Below are 18,646 nucleotides of genomic sequence, written 5' to 3'. Positions count from 1 at the left end.
CAGGCCGACCGGGCCGCCGCGCCACGGGTGCGCCGATCAGGCCGGCCCGCTCGGCTCCTTCCTCGCCTCGTCCCGCACGGTCGGCGGTGGAGCCGGGGGCGTCCGCGACACCCCCTGTCGTTCGCGGAACGGAGCCGCGGGCCAGGACCCGCAGGGCTCGGCACGGCCGGCGCCGGCCTGCGGGGGCACCCGGGGCGGCACGGCACCCACCGAGGTGGCGGTCCGCGCGGGCGCGGGCGCGGCGGCCGCCAGGGTCCGGGAGGGACCGGGAGCCGGCGAGACGCGTGCGGCCGCGGGCGCATCGGCGACAGAAGACCGCCCGGGCGCCGGCACCGGAGCCGGGGGTGCGCTCCGGGGGAGCAGGGCGGCCGGCAGGGAGCTCACGACGGCGCGGACGTGCTGCCGGCGGCCGTGCAGGAGGCCGAGGACGATCGCCGCGGCGACGGCGATCAGATGCTCGCGCCCGGCCAGGTTGGGTACGGCGACGGACTCCCACACCATCGAGCCGCCGGTCAGCGTGAACACCACGGGCGCGCGGCGGATCACCGAAAGATAGGTGAACAGGCCCACCACGGCCGCCGAGGGCCCGGTGTCGAGCACCTGCCCGGTCTCGGGCGGCAGCCCGAATCCCCACCAGCCGGGCCCCACCGCGATCATCAGCCGGGCGGTGAAGGTGCCGGCCAGGGTGGTGACGTAGGCGATCGCCAGGGTCCGGGCCCGGCCCAGGGCCAGTTCGGCGAGGGCGAAGGCGAGGAACAGCTGGGTGATGCCCGCCCACACCGGCAGGTCGAGCGCCGGGACGTACAGCGACACGGGGGTGCGCAGCAGGGCCAGCCACAGCGGCAGGTCCGCCTGGACGCCGCCGAGCCGCCGCACCCAGAGCTCTCCGGTGGGGTGCTGGGCGATGTCGTGGAAGAAGACGACACCGAAGGCGGCGACGAACGCCAGCAGCAGCCCGGAGAGGCCGCGCCGCACGAGTGCCCGCACGGGGTCGACGACGATGGCGTGCCATTCGCCCAGCAGGGTGCGTCCGGCGAACCGGGCGAACCGCACGAGCGATGTGCGGAACCGCCCGGTGTACCCGTCAGCGGTCATGAGACACGGCAGTCCGTCGCCTCGGGCTCCCCCGTCACGCACGTCGCCCCCTTCGCCGCGCTCCCGGTGGTCAGTCCGTGCGAGGCGTTTGTCCGTCATCCGTCCGTTTCAGGCGCCATCGTATAGATGTACGGGGCGCGGCCCACGGTCGGGGACAGTTCAGCGAGCCGGGAGGCAGGCGTCAAGATCCGCCGGAGATGTGCGCCGGTGTGCGAAGGCCCACAGGCCCGGGGGGCGCGGAAATCAGGGGCCTTGAGGCGGCCCGCGAGTGCGGGGGGCCGTCCTCCGGCTCAGACCCGCCGGGGCCGTGGGCCCCAACCCGCCCGCCCGGAACACCCGTCTCATCCGGTTCGCGGCCAACACCCGGGTATGCGTAGCCCCTTACGGGAAGTAGCACGGAACCTTTCTGTTTCGATCACGAACGTGCGTATAGTGACCGCCAGTTCACCACCCAGGGTCACGTCTCACCACCCGAACGTTCCCGCCCACCCCCGCCACCCCGTCTCTGCCGCAAGGACCGGACCGGACCGATGACCGCGCCCACGCACCCCGGCGACCGAACTTCCCTCCGTACGTTCGCCTCCGCCCTCGCCGTGACCGGTGTGCTGTCGGCGCTCGCGGTCTGCGCGGCCGTGGCGGTGGCGCCCGGCTCGGCGCGTACCCCGCTCGCCCTGAGCGGGGCCGCGGCGGCGGTCCTGCTCAGCGCGGCGGTGGCCGTCGCCGCGCAGGCACGGCGGACGGCGCGCGGCGCCCGGCACCGACTGGACGCCGTCACCCAGGACCTCGGGCGGCTGCTCCAGCAGCAGGCCCGTACGACCGAGGAAGCGCGCCAGGAGCAGCAGCGGCTCATCGACGAACTCGCCCGGCAGCGCGCGGAGTTCACCGAGTCGCTCGCGACCGAACGGGCCCGGTTCGAGCAGGAGGGCACGCGGGAGCTGGAGCGGCTGCGGACGGAGAACGCCCGGCTTTCGCAGGAGTGGGAGCGGGCCCGGCGGGAGCGGACCGCCGCGCTCTCCGCGACCTCCAACGCCGCCGCCCGGATGCAGGCCCTCGCCACGGCCACGCTCGCCGACCTGCGGGCGATGGAGGACCGGCACACGGACGAGGACGTCCTCGCCGATCTGCTCCATCTCGACCACCGCACCGCCCAGGCCGGCCGGCTCGCCGACTCCATCGCCGTGCTCACCGGGGCGCGTTCGGGCCGCCGGTGGGCGCGGCCGATCGCGATGGAGTCGATCCTGCGCGGGGCGCTGGGCAGGATCGCCGGCTACCGGCGGGTGCGGACGCACTCGCTCAGCGAGACCGCCGTCGCCGGGCACGCCGCCGAAGGCGTGATGCACGCGCTCGCCGAACTCCTCGACAACGCGGCGAACTTCTCGCCGCCGACCGCCGAGGTCCACGTCTACGTGGAGGAGGTGCCGGCCGGGATCATCGTCTCGGTGGAGGACAGCGGTCTGGTGATGGGCGAGGTGCAGCTGCGCCGCGCCGAGCGGGCGGTCTCCGGTGACGTCTCCGGGCTGGGCGGTCTGACCGGCACCCGGCTCGGACTCGCGGTGGTCGGCCGGCTGGCCCGCAAGCACGGGCTCAAGGTGTCGTTCCGGCCGTCGGCGCGCGGCGGCACGGGTGTGCTGATGCTCGTCCCGCAGGACATCCTCACCAGTCCCGCGCCGGCCTCGCCCGCCGCCGGGACCCCGCGCCCGGACAGCGGGCCGTCGCCGCAGGCACCGGCCGCCGTGGACGCCGCCTCGGCGCACGAGTCGGCGGCACCGCCCCAGGAGGGCCCGGCCGGGCTGCCCAAGCGGCGCCGGGGCCGTACGCTCGCCCAGGCCGAACGCGGTCGCTCCGCGCCCGGCGCCGGTGCCGGCACCGCGTCGGCCGGCGACGAGGGCAAGGCCCGCGCGGCCCGCTTCAGCAGCTTCCGCCAGGCGGTGCGGCCGTCCGCACCGGCCACCCGGCGGCCCGCTCCCCCGCGGGACGGTTCCGGGCAGGCCACCGCACCGGACGCCACCGGCCAGGACCGCGACAGCACGGCACCGGGCCCGGGTCCGGCCCAGGACGGCCCCACGCCGGACGCCGCGCACGCGCCGGCACCGGACGACCGGACCGCCGTACCCTCCGGGGACGCCGTCCGGGACGACCGCACGCCCTCCGCTCCGCACGCACAGGCGCCGGACGAAGAGGTCTCCGGGATCCCGCGGCACACCGCGCCCGGGGGCCCCGCCGCCGTCGCCCCGTCGAGCACCGCGCCGGACGGACGGCCGGCCGGGCACTTCGCGCACGGGACCGGCGAGCACAGCTCCCCCGCCCCCTCTCAGCCGCACACGCAGACGCACACGCACCCGGAAGGCGACACCACTTCATGACCGGCCCGACCACCGCCGACGACAAGCTCACCTGGCTCCTGGAGGGCCTGCTGGAGAGGACCCCGGGTGCCCGGCACGCGCTCGTGCTGTCCCGGGACGGGCTGAAGCTGTGCCGTACCCCGGAGCTGAGCGTCGACCAGGCCGACCAGCTGGCCGCGATCGCGGCCGGCATCCAGTCGCTGTCGCACGGGGCCTCCGTGGAGTTCGGCGACGGCAGCGGCGGGACGCGCTCGGCGATGACCGAGTTCTACGGCGGTGTGCTCTTCATCGTGGAGGCGGGCGCCGGCGCCCATCTCGCCGTGATCACCACCGAGGACGCGGACGCGGGCGTCGTCGGCCACCGTATGACCGAACTCGTGGAGCAGCTCGGCGAGCACCTGACCGCGCCGCCCCGCACGTCATGAGCCGACCGGGCACGGACCGGCCGGACGGGCACCGGCCGGGCCGGGACGACGCCCCCGACCGGCTGTACACCATCACCCAGGGACGCAGCCGGACGGACCCGGACAACCCCTTCGACCTGGTCACCCTCGTGGTCGCCGAGTCGGAGCCGGCGGCCGGCATGCAGTCGGAGCACGTGGCGATCCTCGAACTGACCCGGTTCCCCGCCTCGGTGGCGGAGATCGCCGCCGAGCTGCGGCTGCCCGTCGGCATCACCAAGGTGCTGCTGTGCGACCTGCTCGCGGCCGGCCGCGTCAGCGCCCGCCATCCGCGCAGGCCCGCCATTACCGACCCCGACATCCTGGAGCAGGTGCTCGTTGGACTCCGCAACCTCTGACGCGCGCACCCCCTTGGGTGCCTCCGCCGACCAAGGGTTCAAGATCGTGGTCGTGGGCGGCTTCGGCGTCGGCAAGACCACGCTGGTCCGCTCGGTCAGCGAGATCCGTCCCCTCAACACGGAGGAGACGATGACGCAGGCCGGTGCGACGCTCGACGACATCGGCCAGGTGCGCGGCAAGTCCGCCACCACGGTCGCCTTCGACTTCGGCCGGATCTCCCTGGACGCGCACAACGTGCTGTACCTGTTCGGCGCACCCGGCCAGGAGCGGTTCTGGTTCCTGTGGGACCGGCTGTTCTCCGGCACGCTCGGCGCGGTCGTCCTGGTCGACACCCGGCGGATCGACGACTCCTGGTACGCCATCGACCGCCTGGAGCACCACGGCACGCCGTTCATCGTGGCCTGCAACGACTTCGGCGGCCCGGTCCGGGCCGGCGCGGACGTCCGCGAGGCCCTCGATCTGGATCCGCATGTGCCGCTGATCGACTGCGACGCCCGCTCCCGGGAGTCGGGCAAGCGGGTCCTGATCACGCTGGTGCAGCACGTGAAGAACCGCTACGCCGCGCCGTCCGCGCAGATCGGCCTGGACCGACAGGAGTTCGTGTGACCACCCCCGACGCCGTCCCGCTCAGCGGCGCCCGGTTCCAGACCGAACCCGCCCGGCTGTACCGGGAGATGCGGCGCGACCACGGCGCCGTGGTGCCGGTGCTGCTCGACGGCGGCGTCCCGGCCTGGCTGGTGCTGGGCTACCGGGAACTGCACCAGGTGACCGGTGATCCCGTGCTGTTCAGCCGGGACTCGGAGCTGTGGAACCAGTGGGAGAACATCCCGGCCGACTGGCCGCTGCTGCCGATGATCGGACGCAGGCAGCCGTCGATCCTCTACACGGTCGGCGAACGGCACCGGCAGCGCGCGGCGATGGTCAGCAACGCTCTGGAGGCGGTGGACCCGTACGAACTGCGGCGGCACGCCGAGCGGTTCGCGGACGAGCTGATCGACGCGTTGTGCGCTTCGGGCGAGGCCGATCTGATCGCCCAGTACGCGATGCTGTTGCCGGTACGGGTCCTGGCCCGGCTGTACGGCTTCCCGGACGAGGACGGTCCGGGCCTGGTCACCGCCCTGAACGACATGATCGACGGCCGGGAGCGGGCGCTGGCCGGGCAGGCCCATCTGGCCGGTTCCATGGTGCGGTTGCTCGCCGACCGGAAGAAGGAGCCCGCGGATGACGTGGTCTCCCGGATGCTCGCCGACGACAGCGGGTTCGGCGACGAGGAGATCGCGCAGGACCTGATGGTGATGCTGGCGGCCGGGCACCAGCCGACCGCCGACTGGATCGGCAACTCGCTGCGGCTGATGCTGACCGACGACCGGTTCGCCGCCTCCCTGTTCGGTGGCCGCAACAGCGTCGCCGAGGCGATGAACGAGGTGCTGTGGGAGGACACGCCGACGCAGAACGTGGCGGGCCGCTGGGCCGCCCGGGACACGCATCTCGGCGGGCGCCGCGTCCGCGCCGGTGATCTGCTGCTGCTCGGGCTCCAGGGGGCCAACTCCGATCCGCAGGTGCGGACCGACGCCTCCGCGCTCACCGGCGGCAACAGCGCGCACTTCTCCTTCGGCCACGGCGAGCACCGCTGCCCGTTCCCGGCGCAGGAGATCGCCGAGGTGATCGCGCGGACCGGTATCGAGGTGGTGCTCGACCGGCTGCCGGACATCGATCTGGCCGAGCCGGCCGGGTCGCTCACCCGCCGGCCCTCGCCGTGGCTGCGCGGACTGACCCGGCTGCCCGTCCGGTTCACTCCCGTACCCGCCCTCTGAACCCGCGTCACCCCGGCCGGCCCGTGGGCCCGCCGGGGGTCCGGGACGTCCCCGGACAGGCGCGGTCACTCCGACCCCCGCCCTGGAGGCACGTCACGATGACGACCGGCACCGAAGCACCCCGCATCGCCCTCGACCCCTTCGTCACCGACCTGGACGCCGAGAGCGCGGCGCTGCGCGCGGCCGGCCCGCTCGCCGCCGTCGAACTGCCGGGCGGCGTCCCGGTGTGGGCCGTCACCCGGCACGCCGAGGCCAAGGCGCTGCTCACCGACCCCCGGCTGGTGAAGGACATCGAGGTGTGGGGGGCCTGGCGGCGCGGCGAGATCCCCGCCGACTGGCCGCTGATCGGCCTCGCCAACCCCGGCCGCTCCATGCTCACGGTGGACGGCGCCGACCACCGCCGGCTGCGCACCCTGGTCGCGCAGGCACTCACCCCGCGCCGGGTGGAGCGGATGCGGGAGCGGATCGAGAAGCTCACCCAGGACCTGCTGGACGCGCTGCCCACGGGCGACGAGCCGGTCGACCTGAAGGCGGCCTTCGCCTACCCGCTGCCCATGTACGTCATCGCCGACCTCATGGGGATCGAGGAGGCACGGCTACCCCGGCTGAAGGTGCTGTTCGAGAAGTTCTTCTCCACGCAGACCCCGCCCGAGGAGGTCGTCGCCACGCTCACCGAGCTGGCGGAGATCATGGCGGAGACGGTGGCCGCGAAGCGGGCCGCCCCGGGCGACGACCTGACCAGCGCGCTGCTCCTCGCCTCCGAGGACGGCGACCGGCTCACGGACGCGGAGATCGTCTCCACGCTCCAGCTGATGGTGGCGGCGGGCCACGAGACGACCATCTCGCTGATCGTCAACGCCGTCGTCAACCTCTCCGCCCACCCCGGGCAGCGCGCCCGGGTACTGGCGGGCGAGGCCGACTGGGCGGCGGTGATCGAGGAGACGCTGCGCTACTCCACCCCCACCTCCCACGTCCTGATCCGCTTCGCGACCGAGGACGTGCCGGTCGGCGACAAGGTGATCCCGGCCGGGGACGCGCTGATCGTGTCGTACGGGGCGATCGGCCGGGACGAGAACGCGCACGGGCCGACCGCCGGGGAGTTCGACATCGCCCGCGAGACGGGGAACCGGCACATCTCCTTCGGCCACGGCCCGCATGTGTGCCCGGGTGCCGCGCTCTCCCGTCTGGAGGCCGGGGTCGCGCTGCCGGCGCTGTACGCCCGCTTCCCCGGCCTCGACCTGGCGGTGCCGGCCGCGGAACTGCGCAACAAGCCGGTGGTCACGCAGAACGACCTGTTCGAGCTGCCGGTGCGGCTGAACCCGTAGTTCGGCGCCCACCCGTGGTGCCGCACGGAGGGCGCCTTGACCTGGAGCGCACTCCAGCGCATAGCGTCGCGGACGTCTCGCGGGCCCGGTGCCCGGCCTCCCGCACGGGATGCCGGGCACCGGAAGCCGTCGCTAGATGGAAGAGGGCACTTCTGCCCCCGAGGAACGACGCACGCGTACGCGGGAAAGGACCCCGATGCAGAAGCGAAAGCTGCGGGATCTCCAGGTATCGGCCATCGGCCTCGGCTGCATGGGGATGTCGGCCTTCTACGGCACAGCCGACGAGGAGGAGGGCATAGCGACCATCCGGCACGCCCTCGATCTCGGCGTCGACTTCCTCGACACCGCGCAGGTCTACGGCCCGCTCACCAACGAGTCGCTGGTCGGCAAGGCGATCCGCGGGCGCCGCGACCAGTATGTGATCGCGACGAAGTTCAACTACCGGATGGACGACGCCGTCCCCGGCGACATGAGCACGGTCGGCAGGCAGGACGGCTCGGCCGAGCATGTCCGCAGCTCGGTGCACGGCTCGCTGGAGCGTCTCGGCACCGATTACATCGATCTGTACTACCAGCACCGCGTCGACCCGGACGTGCCCATCGAGGAGACGGTCGGCGCGCTGGGCGAGCTGGTCGCCGAGGGCAAGGTGCGCCACATCGGGCTGAGCGAGGCGAGCGCGGACACCATCCGGCGGGCCCACGCGGTCCACCCGGTCACCGCCGTGCAGAGCGAGTACTCGCTGTGGTCGCGGGACGTGGAGGCCGAGGTGCTGCCCGCCTGCCGGGAACTCGGCATCGGCTTCGTGCCGTACTCGCCGCTCGGCCGCGGCTTCCTCGCCGGCCGGTTCAGCTCGCCCGACGAGCTGGACGAGAACGACTTCCGGCGCGGCAACCCGCGCTTCGCGGAGGCCAATCTGCGGGCGAACCGGCAGCTGGCGGAGAAGGTGAAGGAGATGGCCGCCGAGAAGGGCGTGACGCCGGCCCAGCTGGCCATCGCCTGGGTGCTGGCCCAGGGGGAGCACCTGGTGCCGATCCCGGGCACCAAGCGCCGCACCTACCTGGAGCAGAACGCCGCCGCCGTCGACGTCGAGCTGACCGCGGCGGATCTGGCCCGCATCGACGCCGAGCTGCCCGAGGCGGCGGGCGAGCGGTACGACGAGGCGGGGATGCGGGCGGTCAACCGCTAGCCGGAGGATCCCGTACCGCGCCCCCCGGGGCCCCGGCCGGGCACTTGTGCCCACCCGGCTCATGGCGGTGGCGGAAGCCGGCCCCGGCGGCCGGCGGCGTGCGGCGCGTGGCGAAGCCGGCCCCGGCGGCGTGCGGCCCGGTGGTAGCACCTCCAGCGAGGAGCGCATCGCGCGCCCCGCGCGACCGACGCGCCGCGCGTGCCGGAGCAGGGCGAGGTGCCGGCGATCCGGACCCGGGGTGTTCTGGTCGCGCCCGGGACGCCGTCGGCGGGTCAGCGTTCCTCGTTCCGCTCCCGTCGTCTGCGGCGCGACACCACCGCGAGGTCCAGTGCCGCCGCCAGTGCCAGGAGGCCGCACACCACCGCGAGCGCGGTGAGCGGGCCGGGGCCCGGGCTGTCGTCCGGGCCCTGGTGCGCGGCCCAGACCGCGAATCCGGCGGTGGCCGCGGCGAAGACCGGCAGGAAGAGGGCGGAGAGCAGCAGCCGCAGGCGCAGGGCGCTGCGCGCGGTGGCCGGTTCGTCACCGGTGCGGGGTGAGCGGCTGCCGAACGCGCCGGAGGGTGGGGGTGCGGGGGCGGACGCCCGCCCGTGCCGGTGCTCTCGCATGACATGCCTCCTCGCGGGGCCGACAGCTCTGCCGCCCTCCGCGTAGCCAGGGCGGGTCGGCCGAAACGGGACGGGTCCGGCGTCAGCCGTGTCTGCCGGGCAGGTGGTACACGTGGAACGCCTGCCCGATCACCGGCTGGGCGACATTGCGGACGCGGACGCCCCCGCTGGTCAGCCCGTGCTCGGTGCCGGCGTGGGCGTGGCCGTGCACCGCGAGGTCGGCGCCGCCGGTGTCGATCGCCTCCGCGAGCAGATAGCTGCCGAGGAACGGATAGATCTCCAGCGGCTCACCGGCCAGGGTGTCCGGCACCGGTGAGAAGTGGGTCAGGGCGATGCGCGCGTCGCAGTCCTGCGGCTCCAGGTCCTTCAGGGCGCCGTGCAGGGCGTCCGCGCAGCGGCGGGTGTAGCGGACGAACTCCTTCATGAGCGGTTCGCCGAACTCGCCGGCGCACCGGCCGACGAAGCCGCCGCAGAAGCCTTTGGTGCCGGCGACCCCGATCCGGGCGCCGTCGGAGGTGACGACGACGGCCTCGCCTTCGAGGACGTGTGCGCCGGCGTCCCGCAGGATCGCGGTGACCTCCCCGGGACGCTCGTCGTGGTGGTCGTGGTTGCCGAGCACGGCGACGACGGGCACCCCGAGATCCTTGATCTCCCGGGCGACGACCGCGGCCTCCTCGGGTGTGCCGTGCCGGGTGAGGTCGCCGGCGAGCAGCAGCACGTCGGCACACTCGGGCAGGGCCGCGAAGGAGGGGCGCAGGGTGCCCTGGCTCTCGGGGCCCATGTGGATGTCCCCGACGGCCGCGACGCGGATCATGTCAGGTCCTCTCCGTGGTCGGGCGAGGAGGTCCCGGCGACGAGCAGATCGCTGAGGACGGGATGCCCCGCCAGTTCCTCGCGGGCCAGGCGCAGGATGTCGTCCCGGCACCGCGCGGACGGCACGGTGCCGGTGAGCAGCACGCTGTCGCCGCGCAGTTCGAGCCGTACGCCGAGTTCCGCGAGGTCCCCGCAGGCCAGGTGCTCGGCCAGGTGGGCGACGCGGTAGTCCAGGCTCTCCGCCGCCGGCCGGGGCGGCGGGCTCATGTCGGTCATGGCCGGTCCTCCTGGGCGTCGATCACGTGGAGCCGTTCGAGGAGGAAGAGGAAGGCGGCGGGCATCGGCTCGGCGCCGCAGGTCGCGCGGACCTCGTCCCAGTCGACCTTCTCGCGGACGGCGCGGGCCACCGGCAGGACCGCCCCGAAGTCGCAGTAGTGCTCGGAGAAGGCGCTGATCAGGCTGCGGATCAGGTCGGTCGGGGACAGGACGGGCATGAGCACCGAGTCGACCGGCAGGACGTGGGCCCGGTCGAGCATGTCCCGGGTGACGGGCTGGTGCGCGAGGGCGAAGATGATGTCGATGTTCTGCCCGTGGCAGGTGGTCTTGAGCAGCCAGTCCTCCGGCGGGGTCCGCACGGTCAGTCCGGCCTCGCGCAGGGTGCCGGCCACCGCGTCGGCGTGGTCGGGCAGGACGGCGAAGTCGGCGTCGTGCTGGAGGTAGCGGCTGCCGCCGTGGGCGTAGACCGCGACGCTCCCGGCCAGTGCGAAGGGGTGGCCCGCGCGTTTGAGGAGGGCGCCGATCTGCTTGGTGGCCTCCAGGATCGCCTGGCTGCGGTCCTGCGGTAGAGCCGCCGGTTCCAGGGCGGGCGGGGAGTCGGGGTCGGGGTCGTCCGCGGCGAGGCGGAGTCCGGTGACCTCCGGCCGCCTGCGGACCGCGGTGTCCTCCGCGTCGTGGGTCATGTCCTCTCCGTTCGGCACCCGTCGCCCCCGGACGCCGGGCCGGCCCCCGGGGGTCGTACGGGTACCCGGCGAGCCGCCGGCGACACGGTGTCCGGCGGTGCGGCCCGGTGCGTTCAGTCCGCGACGACGAGTGCCGGGGTGCCGGCGGTGAGGACCTGCCCGCGGAAGAAGGCCGGGCTGCGGCGCCGCATCACCAGCATGATCACCACGCCGAGCAGCAGCAGTCCGACCCCGATGACGAAGACGGAGCCGACGCCGAGCACGGCCGAGCCGCTGCCGTAGGCCGGGTTCCACATGTCGTACAGCGTCTTGCCGAAGACGGCGGTGAGCAGGAGGCCGCCGAGGACCGGGAAGAGGCCCTTGAAGACGGCGTCGCGGGCGGAGCGGGTGAGGTCGCGGCGGAAGTACCAGGCGCAGGCGAACGCGGTGAGCGCGTAGTAGAAGCAGATCATCAGGCCGAGGGCGTAGATGGTGTCGACCAGGACGTGCTCGCTGAGCAGGGACATCACCGCGTAGAAGACGCCGGTGGCGACGCCCGCGGTGACGGTGGCCCGGCCGGGGGTGCGGAACCGCTCGTGGACGCGGGCGTAGGAGGCGGGCAGCGCCTGGTAGGTCGACATGGCGAGGACCGTGCGGGCGACCGGGATGAAGGTGGTCTGGAGGCTGGCGGCGGCCGAGGCGAGGACGGCGGCGAAGAGCAGGATGCCGAGGGCGTGGCCCATGACCGGGCCGGCCAGGGCCGCGAAGACGTTGTCGGAGGTGCCCGGGTTGGCCAGGCCGAGGCCCTCGGTGCCGGAGCCCACCGCGAGCTGTGCGGCGACGGCGGTGGTGAGGTAGGAGCCGACGAGGACGACCATGGCGATCAGGGCGGCCCGGCCGGGTGTCTTCTCGCTGCCGACGGTCTCCTCGTTGGCGGTCAGGCAGGTGTCCCAGCCCCAGTACATGAAGATCGACAGGGAGAGTCCGGCGCTGAAGGAGGCGAAGGACTTCACCGCGAAGGGGTTCAGCCAGGACCAGGAGAAGTCGGCGTGTCCGGGGAAGGCGCCGGTGCGGGCCTTGTGCAGGGCCAGTACGACGAAGAGGGCGAGCACCACGAGCTGGAGTGCGACCAGCGCGTACTGCACGCCCTTCGTCGTGGTCATGCCGCGGTAGCTGATGGCGGTGGCGGCGGCGATCAGCGTGAGACAGGTGAGGATGTGGACGGCCCGGTTGCCGTCGAGGTCCGCGACGGTGCCGCTGCCGGTGATCTCGCCGGCCAGCAGCCAGAAGTAGGAGGTGGCGACGCCGGCGAGATTGGACAGCACGATCACGGTGGCGATGACCAGGCCCCAGCCGCACATCCAGCCGACGTGGGGGCCGAACGCCTTGACGGTCCAGGTGAACGAGGTGCCGCAGTCGGGCACGGCCTTGTTGAGCTCGCGGTAGGCGAAGGCGACCAGGAGCATCGGCAGGAAACCGGCGAGGAACACGGCCGGCATGTGCAGTCCGACCTCGCCGGCGGTGGAGCCGAGCGTGGAGGTGAGGCAGTACACCGGGGCCACGGTGGAGATGCCGATGACCGCGCTGCCCAGCAGACCGATGGAATTGCCGCCCAGGCCCTTGCCCCGCACTCCGTCGCCGGTTGCCGCGTCCTGGGCATCCGGCCTCATCGCCGTCTGTGTCATGACACAGGACGTTAAATGCTGCGATTTCGGTTGAGGGTGCCTCAGAACACCCCTCAACCGCCTTAATTTCGCAGGCTTCACAGGCAAACCAGCCGGTATTTGAACGGAAGATGACGGTAATCGATCCATCGATTGAAGGCAACGCGATCAGCGTCCGATATTCGGGAACCGAAGAGGCGTCCGGAATGTCCTGTTCCCATTCTTCCGTGTGACGTACGCCGCTTTCCCGCGCCGCCCGGGCCCCGCGGGGAGCCGTTCGGGGCCGCGAGTGGCCGCGGCACCGGGCCGGGAGCACGCTGGTAGGCATGGCACTCCGGCTCGGCCTCGGGGAGCGGTGGCGGCCGTGGCAGTCGGCACACGCCCTGCTGCTGCTGCCCGTCATGCTCATCGTGGTGATCACGGTGGTGGACCTGCGGACACCCAATGACATCCACCTCGGGCCCGCCCTGGTCATCGCACCCGCACTCACCCCCTCCTTCGCCGGGCCCCGGACCACCGCGGCCATCGGGGCGCTCGCGGTGATCGCCCAGATCTTCATCGGCATCCACCACGGCGGGATCGGCACCACCAACCACATCGTGCAGATCATCACCCTCACGGTCCTCGTGGTGCTCACGATCCTCTACAGCGTCCTGCGCAAACGCAGACAGGCACAGCTGGCCCAGGTCCGCTCGGTCGCCGAGGCCGCGCAGCACGTCCTGATGTGGCCGCTGCCCGAGCAGATCGGCGCGCTGCGGATCGCCTCGCTGTACCTGGCCGCCGAGGACGAGGCCCAGATCGGCGGCGATCTGTACGCGACGACGCGGTGCGACGGGGCCGTCCGCGTCCTGATCGGTGATGTCCGCGGCAAGGGCCTGCCCGCCATCGGCGAGGCGGCGCTGCTGCTCGGCGCCTTCCGGGAGAGCGCGCCCCGCAGCCTCCCGCTGGCGGAGCTGGCGGGCGCCCTGGACCAGAGCATCACCCGCTACGCCGCCGACCTCGATCCCCCCGAGGAGATGGGCGAGCGGTTCGCCACCGCGCTGCTCGTGGAGATCCCGGACCACGACCCGGTCACCCGGATGACCAGCTGCGGCCATCCGCCGCCGCTGCTGCTGAGCCCCGGCCACGTCGTCACGGTCCCGAGCCTGCACCCCTCGCCGCCGCTGGGGGTGCACGCGGACGCCGAGCACACGCTGGACGTGTTCTCCTTCGAGCCGGGCGACACGCTGCTGCTGTACACCGACGGGGTCGTGGAGGCCCGGGACGAGCACGGCCGGTTCTATCCGCTCGTCGAGCGGGTCGCCCGGTGGACCGACGACAGCCCCGAGGCACTGATGCACCATCTGCGGCGCGATCTGCTCGCCCACGCCGGCGGCCGGCTCGGCGACGACGCCGCGCTCATCGCCCTGCACCGCACGCCCGTCGAGCGCCGCCGCCACCACATCCGCGGCGACCTGGCGCACCACACCTAGGTCCGCTCCCCGTACGGTCCGGGCGTGCGGGACGCCGCGCGCTTCTCCCCCGAAACCCGCCCGCACCCGCGTCTTCCTGCGGACAGCGGCACCACACCACGCACACGGGGCGCGTCGACATCGCGTTCAACCGGCCGTGCGGCAATGTTCAGTCCGAAGGGTGGCCCGCCCTGCCGAGGCGTTGCGAGAATCTGCGGCGCATCGACAACAGGGAGCCCCCGTGCGTCAGTTGACCTCCGCGCTCGCCGCCGCCCTCGGCGCGTTCGCCCTCGTCCTCACCGTCCCCGGCACCGCCGGCGCGAGCGTTCTGCAGCAGCTGCCGCAGAACGCCGACGGTCTGGAACAGACCTTCTCCCCCGCCTACGACTACGACGGCGACGGCTGCTACGCCACCGCCGCCATCGGCAGTGACGGCACCGTCAACCCGGGCCTGAAGCTCGGCGGCGACGTCAACGGCCACTGCCACGACTACGCCCAGCTCGCCAACGCCAACACCTACTCGCGCGAGAAGTGCAACAACGGCTGGTGCGCCGTGATGTACGCCAGCTACTTCGAGAAGGACCAGGCGACGCTCGGGCCCGCGGCCATCGGGCACACCCACGACTGGGAGCACGTCGTGGTGTGGACAAAAGACAACGCTGTCAGATACGTCTCGGTGTCCCAGCACAGCGGCTACCAGGTGGCGGACGCCTCGGCCGTCCGCTTCGACGGCACCCATCCGAAGATCGTCTATCACAAGGACGGTGTCTCCACGCACTGCTTCCGCTTCGCCAACACCAACGACGAGCCGCCGAAGAACGCCACCGGCGGCTGGTTCTTCCCGCGCCTCGTGGGCTGGAACGGCTACCCGGCGGGCTACCGCGACAAGCTGCTGAGCGCCGATTTCGGAGCGGCCACCATCAAGATCAAGGACGGCGACTTCGCGTACGGCCTGGCGCACTCGATGCCGTCGGGCATCCCCTTCGACCCCAACGCCTGACGGCGGGCGCGCGCCGGGCGGCGGCCCCGCCACGGCCCGCTTCGAGCTGTGGCGGACGCGCGCTGGGCGACGCCCCGCCACGGCCGCCCGCTTCGAGCGCTCGGAGTAGGCGCCCCCCGGTCGCGGTTCCGCTCCGAAGCGGCGACGGCCGCGGAGGCGCACCCCCGGGGCCCGAGGGTGGTACCGCCGCGGCACGCGGCTGCCGCCGCCCTGCCGCGGCTGACCGCCGCCGCGGGCGCGAGCCCCGCCCCGAATGGGGCGGGGCGGGACCCGCGTCCGGTTCTCTTCCCCCCAGGGTCAGCCGGCCTGCTTCAGGTCGGTGATCTTCTGCGTCTTCAGGTCGGACTGGACGTCGATCCGGCTGACCTCCGCCCGCGGCCCGTCGCCCCAGGTGAGCGTGACCCGGCTGGTGGCGTGGCCCGCGCCGGAGCCGGTGTACGCCACCTGCCACTTCACCGGCACGTTCTGTGCGAACAGGATGCCGTCGGCGTGCTCCTTCGCCTCGAAGGCGGCGACCTTCTTCTGGGCGGCGGCGGAGAGGTAGAAGCCGCGCAGGGCCTTGGCGGCGGGCGCGGCGGAGGGGTCGTCGGTGGCCCAGACGGCGTCGATGTAGGCGCCGTAGAAGTCGGTCACGTGCTGGGTGACGTTGCGCGGGTCGCCTTGGGCGGTCGACACGGCGGCGGCGCGGGTGGTGTGGCTCGCGGAGGCGCCCGCGAGGGCCGGCGTGACGGCGGCCAGGGTGAGGCCGGCGGCAAGGGCCGCGCCGGTCAGGAGGGTCTTGCGGCTGCGAACGGACATGTTTCTCATTCCCCCGGTTTCCACGCGACCGGACCGATCCCGGCCGTCGTCGGACCTTAAGACCCCATTTCCCTCGGCCCGGTTCCGGTTCTTCCCTCTTTCTTTTCCCGTGATTCCGAGCATGTGAGGCCCGAAAAAGGTTGTGCTGAATTCCGGACGAATTGCGCCGTTCTTTCGGTCATTCCGGTCCGGGCTGCTGCCGACTCTCGACCAGCCGGGCGAGGTTGTCCAGAGCCATGCGCGTGCCCAGTTCGTTGTCCCGCTGCTCGATCGCGTCGGGGACGCCCTCGTGCCGGATCTCCACGTCGGTGCCGCCACCGGCGGCGGTGAGCGTCGTCGTCAGGGTCATGGGGGCGCGCAGGGCCTCGTCACCGGTCTCGAAGGCGAAGACCTCGACGACCAGGGCGCCGGGCACGAGGCGGGCGAAGTGGCCCCGGTACGTGTCCGTGCGCCCGCCGGACTTGCCCGCCCCCGCCGGATCGTCGTAGGTGAGGGAGATCCGGAAGGAGCCGCCCTCACGGGCGTCGAACGTGTGCACACGGGCGGTCATCCCGGCCGGGACGCGCCAGGCCGCGACCGCCTCCGGGTCGGTCAGGACCCGGTAGACGGCCTGCGGCGGCGCCTGCACACGGCGGGTGACACGGGTGGTGTACATGGGGCTCACGGTAGCGGTCCGGCGACCGCCCGGCCCGTCGTACGGGCGGGGCGGGGCCGGGGTCCGGGAGGTGGGTCGGACCCCGGCCCCGGGTCTGTCAGGGCTTGCGGGCGACCGCGCCGTACATCGCGATGTCCTCGTCCCGGATGCCCTGTTCGCCGTTGCCGTCGGGATGCCACTTGTGCACCTGGACGACGCCGGGCTCGACCAGGTCGAGGCCGGTGAAGAACGCCTGCGCCTCGTCCAGGGTGCGCAGCCGCATCGGCATGCCGCGGGCCGCGTACTCGCGGGCGACGCGGCCCACCTCGTCCGGGGCGAACTCGGCGGTGCCGATGGACATCGCCAGGTAGCTGCCCGACGGCAGCGGCTCCAGCAGCCGGCGGACGACACCGACGGCGTCGTCCGCGTCCAGCATGAAGTGCACGATCGCGATGACGGTCAGGGCGACGGGCCGGTCCAGGTCCAGGGTCTCGCGCAGCTCGGGGGCGCCCAGGATGGCGGCCGGGTCGCGGAAGTCGGCCTCGATGTACGACGTGCGGCCCTCGGGCGAGCTGGCGAGCAGCCCCTGGGAGAGGGTGAGGACGATCGGGTCGTTGTCGGCGTAGACGACCCGGGACCCGGGGGCCACGGCCTGGGCGATCTCGTGCAGGTTGGGCGAGGTAGGGATGCCGGTGCCGATGTCCAGGAACTGGCGTACGCCCGCCTCCTCGGCGAGCCAGCGCACGGCGCGGTTCATGAAGTCGCGGTTGGCGCGCATGTGCACCGGCAGCGCGGGCCACTCCCGGGCCATCGCGTCGCCCGCCTCACGGTCGGCGGGGTAGTAGTCCTTGCCGCCGAGTATGTAGTCGTAGATACGGGCCGAGTGGGCGTTCTCGGTGTCGATCCGGTCGGCCGGCCATCCGTTGTCGGGCAACGCCGTGTCTCCCATTCGGTCGCGGGGGTCGTCGGGGGCGGGGGCTTGCGTCACGGGTGCGGGTCAGAGCTCCTTGCGCAGCGCGCGGAGCAGGGTCTCGGTCTTGCGGGCGGGAGCGGCCTGGGCGCTCAGCCGGTCCAGGGCCTCGCGGTAGACCACGACGTCGTCGGGCTTGTCCAGGTAGGCGGCGCCGGCGAGGCCGTTCAGGTAGGCGATGTCGGGCAGTTCGCGGGCGCGGAACCGGAAGAGCTGGAAGGCGCCGGCCCGCAGGGCGGGGTGCGGTCCGTTGGCGAACGGCATGAACTGCACGGTGACGTGGGGCAGCCGGTTGATCTCGACGAGGTGGTCGAGCTGCGCGCGCATCACCTCGGGGCCGCCGACCGGCCAGCGCAGCACGGTCTCGTCCATCACCACCCACAGCCGGGGCGGCGCGGGGCTGGCCAGCAGCTCCTGGCGGCGCATGCGCAGTGCGACGAGGCGCTCGGCGGCCTCGGCGCAGGTGTGCGGGTCGGCGGCGCCGACCAGGGCGCGGGCGTAGTCCTCGGTCTGCAGCAGGCCGTGCACGAACTGGTTCTCGTACACCCGGATCTGCACGGCCGCCTGCTCCAGGCTGAGGTAGGCGGCGAATCCGTCGGGCATGACGTCGCGGTAGGCGTGCCACCAGCCGCGCTTGTTGGCCTCGCGCACGGACTGCAGGAAGGTGTCGATCTCCTGCCGGTCGGTGACGCCGTAGACCTGGAGGAGTTTCTCCGCGTCGGCGAGTCGCAGCCGGGCCACCTTGGCGGCCTCCATGCGGCGGATCGTGGAGTGGCTGACGCCGATCGCCGCGCCCGCCTCGGCATAGCTGAGGCCGGCCCGGGAGCGCAGCTCCTCCAGCTGTCTGCCGAGGATCATGCGCAACACGGAAGGGGCGCCGCCCCATTCGGTCTCCGCGGTCATGCCCACCCCCTCCTCCGGTTCCGGATCCCCCTGGCACGCGATCGCTTTCCCCGACCATTCGATCACGTTCTGGCGGATGCAGCATGCACTTGTCCACTTGCACATTTCAACTTGCCGGTTGCGGTGCCCGCTTGCCGGGTGCCAGAGTGGACCCACTGCTCCGGCCGACCCAAGGAGCAGGCGACGCGGCCGGCTTGGGAGGCGGGCCGCCGGCACGGCCTCCCGGCGGGCGGTGTGCGTCTGCTGACCCAGCGGCCGGCCCGACATCCGCGAGGCCGGACGAAAGGCGTACGGCGATGGTTCCGCCC

General features: G+C 73.1%; 19 protein-coding genes. 9 read left to right on the top strand and 10 right to left on the bottom strand.

Going from position 1 to position 18,646, the window contains the following annotated elements; translation table 11 throughout:
• Positions 1-36: 36 nt before the first annotated feature.
• Positions 37-1,095, bottom strand: a complete 1,059-nt coding sequence (locus ACF073_RS10355; RefSeq protein WP_392068290.1) for a hypothetical protein — start codon at positions 1,093-1,095, stop codon at positions 37-39.
• A 530-nt stretch (positions 1,096-1,625) separates the two neighbouring features.
• Here ACF073_RS10355 and ACF073_RS10350 point away from each other — a divergent pair.
• The 7 genes from ACF073_RS10350 (at position 1,626) to ACF073_RS10320 (ending at position 8,562) form a co-directional block, all read left to right on the top strand.
• Positions 1,626-3,458 carry an ATP-binding protein gene (locus ACF073_RS10350; protein WP_392068288.1) on the top strand — a complete coding sequence of 611 codons (1,833 nt, stop codon included), beginning with the start codon at positions 1,626-1,628 and terminating at the stop codon, positions 3,456-3,458.
• Positions 3,455-3,862, top strand: a complete 408-nt coding sequence (locus ACF073_RS10345) for a roadblock/LC7 domain-containing protein (protein WP_392068286.1) — start codon at positions 3,455-3,457, stop codon at positions 3,860-3,862. The genes ACF073_RS10350 and ACF073_RS10345 overlap by 4 nt, the downstream gene beginning before the upstream one ends.
• Positions 3,859-4,236 (top strand): DUF742 domain-containing protein, encoded by a 378-nt coding sequence (locus ACF073_RS10340; protein ID WP_392068284.1) that lies wholly within the window; start codon positions 3,859-3,861, stop codon positions 4,234-4,236. The genes ACF073_RS10345 and ACF073_RS10340 overlap by 4 nt, the downstream gene beginning before the upstream one ends.
• Positions 4,217-4,843 (top strand): ATP/GTP-binding protein, encoded by a 627-nt coding sequence (locus tag ACF073_RS10335; protein WP_392068282.1) that lies wholly within the window; start codon positions 4,217-4,219, stop codon positions 4,841-4,843. Before ACF073_RS10340 ends, ACF073_RS10335 begins: the two co-directional genes overlap by 20 nt.
• Positions 4,840-6,051, top strand: coding sequence for a cytochrome P450 (locus tag ACF073_RS10330; protein ID WP_392068280.1), 1,212 nt, complete (start codon positions 4,840-4,842; stop codon positions 6,049-6,051). Before ACF073_RS10335 ends, ACF073_RS10330 begins: the two co-directional genes overlap by 4 nt.
• 98 nt (positions 6,052-6,149) lie before the next feature.
• A complete protein-coding gene (locus ACF073_RS10325; RefSeq protein ID WP_392068278.1) occupies positions 6,150-7,376 on the top strand; it encodes a cytochrome P450 in 1,227 nt (408 codons plus the stop codon).
• Between the two features lie 196 nt (positions 7,377-7,572).
• On the top strand, positions 7,573-8,562 hold the full coding sequence (locus ACF073_RS10320) for an aldo/keto reductase (protein ID WP_392068276.1): 990 nt from the start codon (positions 7,573-7,575) through the stop codon (positions 8,560-8,562).
• Positions 8,563-8,834: 272 nt separating this feature from the next.
• On the opposite strand, the gene ACF073_RS10315 is transcribed toward ACF073_RS10320, so the two are convergent.
• From ACF073_RS10315 to ACF073_RS10295, 5 genes are all read right to left on the bottom strand, one after another.
• Positions 8,835-9,167, bottom strand: a complete 333-nt coding sequence (locus tag ACF073_RS10315) for a DUF6343 family protein (protein ID WP_392068274.1) — start codon at positions 9,165-9,167, stop codon at positions 8,835-8,837.
• Positions 9,168-9,249: 82 nt separating this feature from the next.
• Positions 9,250-9,981, bottom strand: coding sequence for a metallophosphoesterase (locus ACF073_RS10310; RefSeq protein WP_392068272.1), 732 nt, complete (start codon positions 9,979-9,981; stop codon positions 9,250-9,252).
• Positions 9,978-10,256, bottom strand: a complete 279-nt coding sequence (locus tag ACF073_RS10305) for a hypothetical protein (RefSeq protein WP_392068271.1) — start codon at positions 10,254-10,256, stop codon at positions 9,978-9,980. The genes ACF073_RS10310 and ACF073_RS10305 overlap by 4 nt, the downstream gene beginning before the upstream one ends.
• Entirely contained in the window at positions 10,253-10,939 is a 687-nt protein-coding gene (locus ACF073_RS10300) for a hypothetical protein (RefSeq protein ID WP_392068270.1), read from the bottom strand. The genes ACF073_RS10305 and ACF073_RS10300 overlap by 4 nt, the downstream gene beginning before the upstream one ends.
• A 113-nt stretch (positions 10,940-11,052) precedes the next feature.
• On the bottom strand, positions 11,053-12,603 hold the full coding sequence (locus tag ACF073_RS10295; protein ID WP_392068268.1) for an APC family permease: 1,551 nt from the start codon (positions 12,601-12,603) through the stop codon (positions 11,053-11,055).
• 305 nt (positions 12,604-12,908) lie between these two features.
• Between ACF073_RS10295 and ACF073_RS10290 the strand changes: the two genes are divergently transcribed.
• Both ACF073_RS10290 and ACF073_RS10285 read left to right on the top strand, forming a co-directional pair.
• Positions 12,909-14,054 (top strand): PP2C family protein-serine/threonine phosphatase, encoded by a 1,146-nt coding sequence (locus ACF073_RS10290; protein WP_392068267.1) that lies wholly within the window; start codon positions 12,909-12,911, stop codon positions 14,052-14,054.
• A 220-nt stretch (positions 14,055-14,274) separates the two neighbouring features.
• Positions 14,275-15,033, top strand: a complete 759-nt coding sequence (locus ACF073_RS10285) for an NPP1 family protein (RefSeq protein ID WP_392068265.1) — start codon at positions 14,275-14,277, stop codon at positions 15,031-15,033.
• A 297-nt stretch (positions 15,034-15,330) separates the two neighbouring features.
• On the opposite strand, the gene ACF073_RS10280 is transcribed toward ACF073_RS10285, so the two are convergent.
• From ACF073_RS10280 to ACF073_RS10265, 4 genes are all read right to left on the bottom strand, one after another.
• A complete protein-coding gene (locus tag ACF073_RS10280) occupies positions 15,331-15,831 on the bottom strand; it encodes a hypothetical protein (protein ID WP_392068263.1) in 501 nt (166 codons plus the stop codon).
• Positions 15,832-16,009: 178 nt separating this feature from the next.
• On the bottom strand, positions 16,010-16,486 hold the full coding sequence (locus ACF073_RS10275) for an SRPBCC domain-containing protein (RefSeq protein ID WP_392068262.1): 477 nt from the start codon (positions 16,484-16,486) through the stop codon (positions 16,010-16,012).
• A gap of 97 nt (positions 16,487-16,583) precedes the next feature.
• Complete coding sequence (locus tag ACF073_RS10270; RefSeq protein ID WP_392068260.1) at positions 16,584-17,399, bottom strand: SAM-dependent methyltransferase; 816 nt, start codon at positions 17,397-17,399, stop codon at positions 16,584-16,586.
• A gap of 63 nt (positions 17,400-17,462) precedes the next feature.
• Complete coding sequence (locus tag ACF073_RS10265) at positions 17,463-18,338, bottom strand: helix-turn-helix domain-containing protein (RefSeq protein ID WP_392068258.1); 876 nt, start codon at positions 18,336-18,338, stop codon at positions 17,463-17,465.
• Between the last annotated feature and the right edge of the window lie 308 nt (positions 18,339-18,646).

The organism is Streptomyces sp. NPDC015171 (assembly GCF_043079545.1).
Lineage (GTDB): Bacteria > Actinomycetota > Actinomycetes > Streptomycetales > Streptomycetaceae > Streptomyces.
The sequence above is the reverse complement of the archived record's forward strand: the minus strand, read 5'-3'. Positions and strand labels throughout refer to the sequence as shown.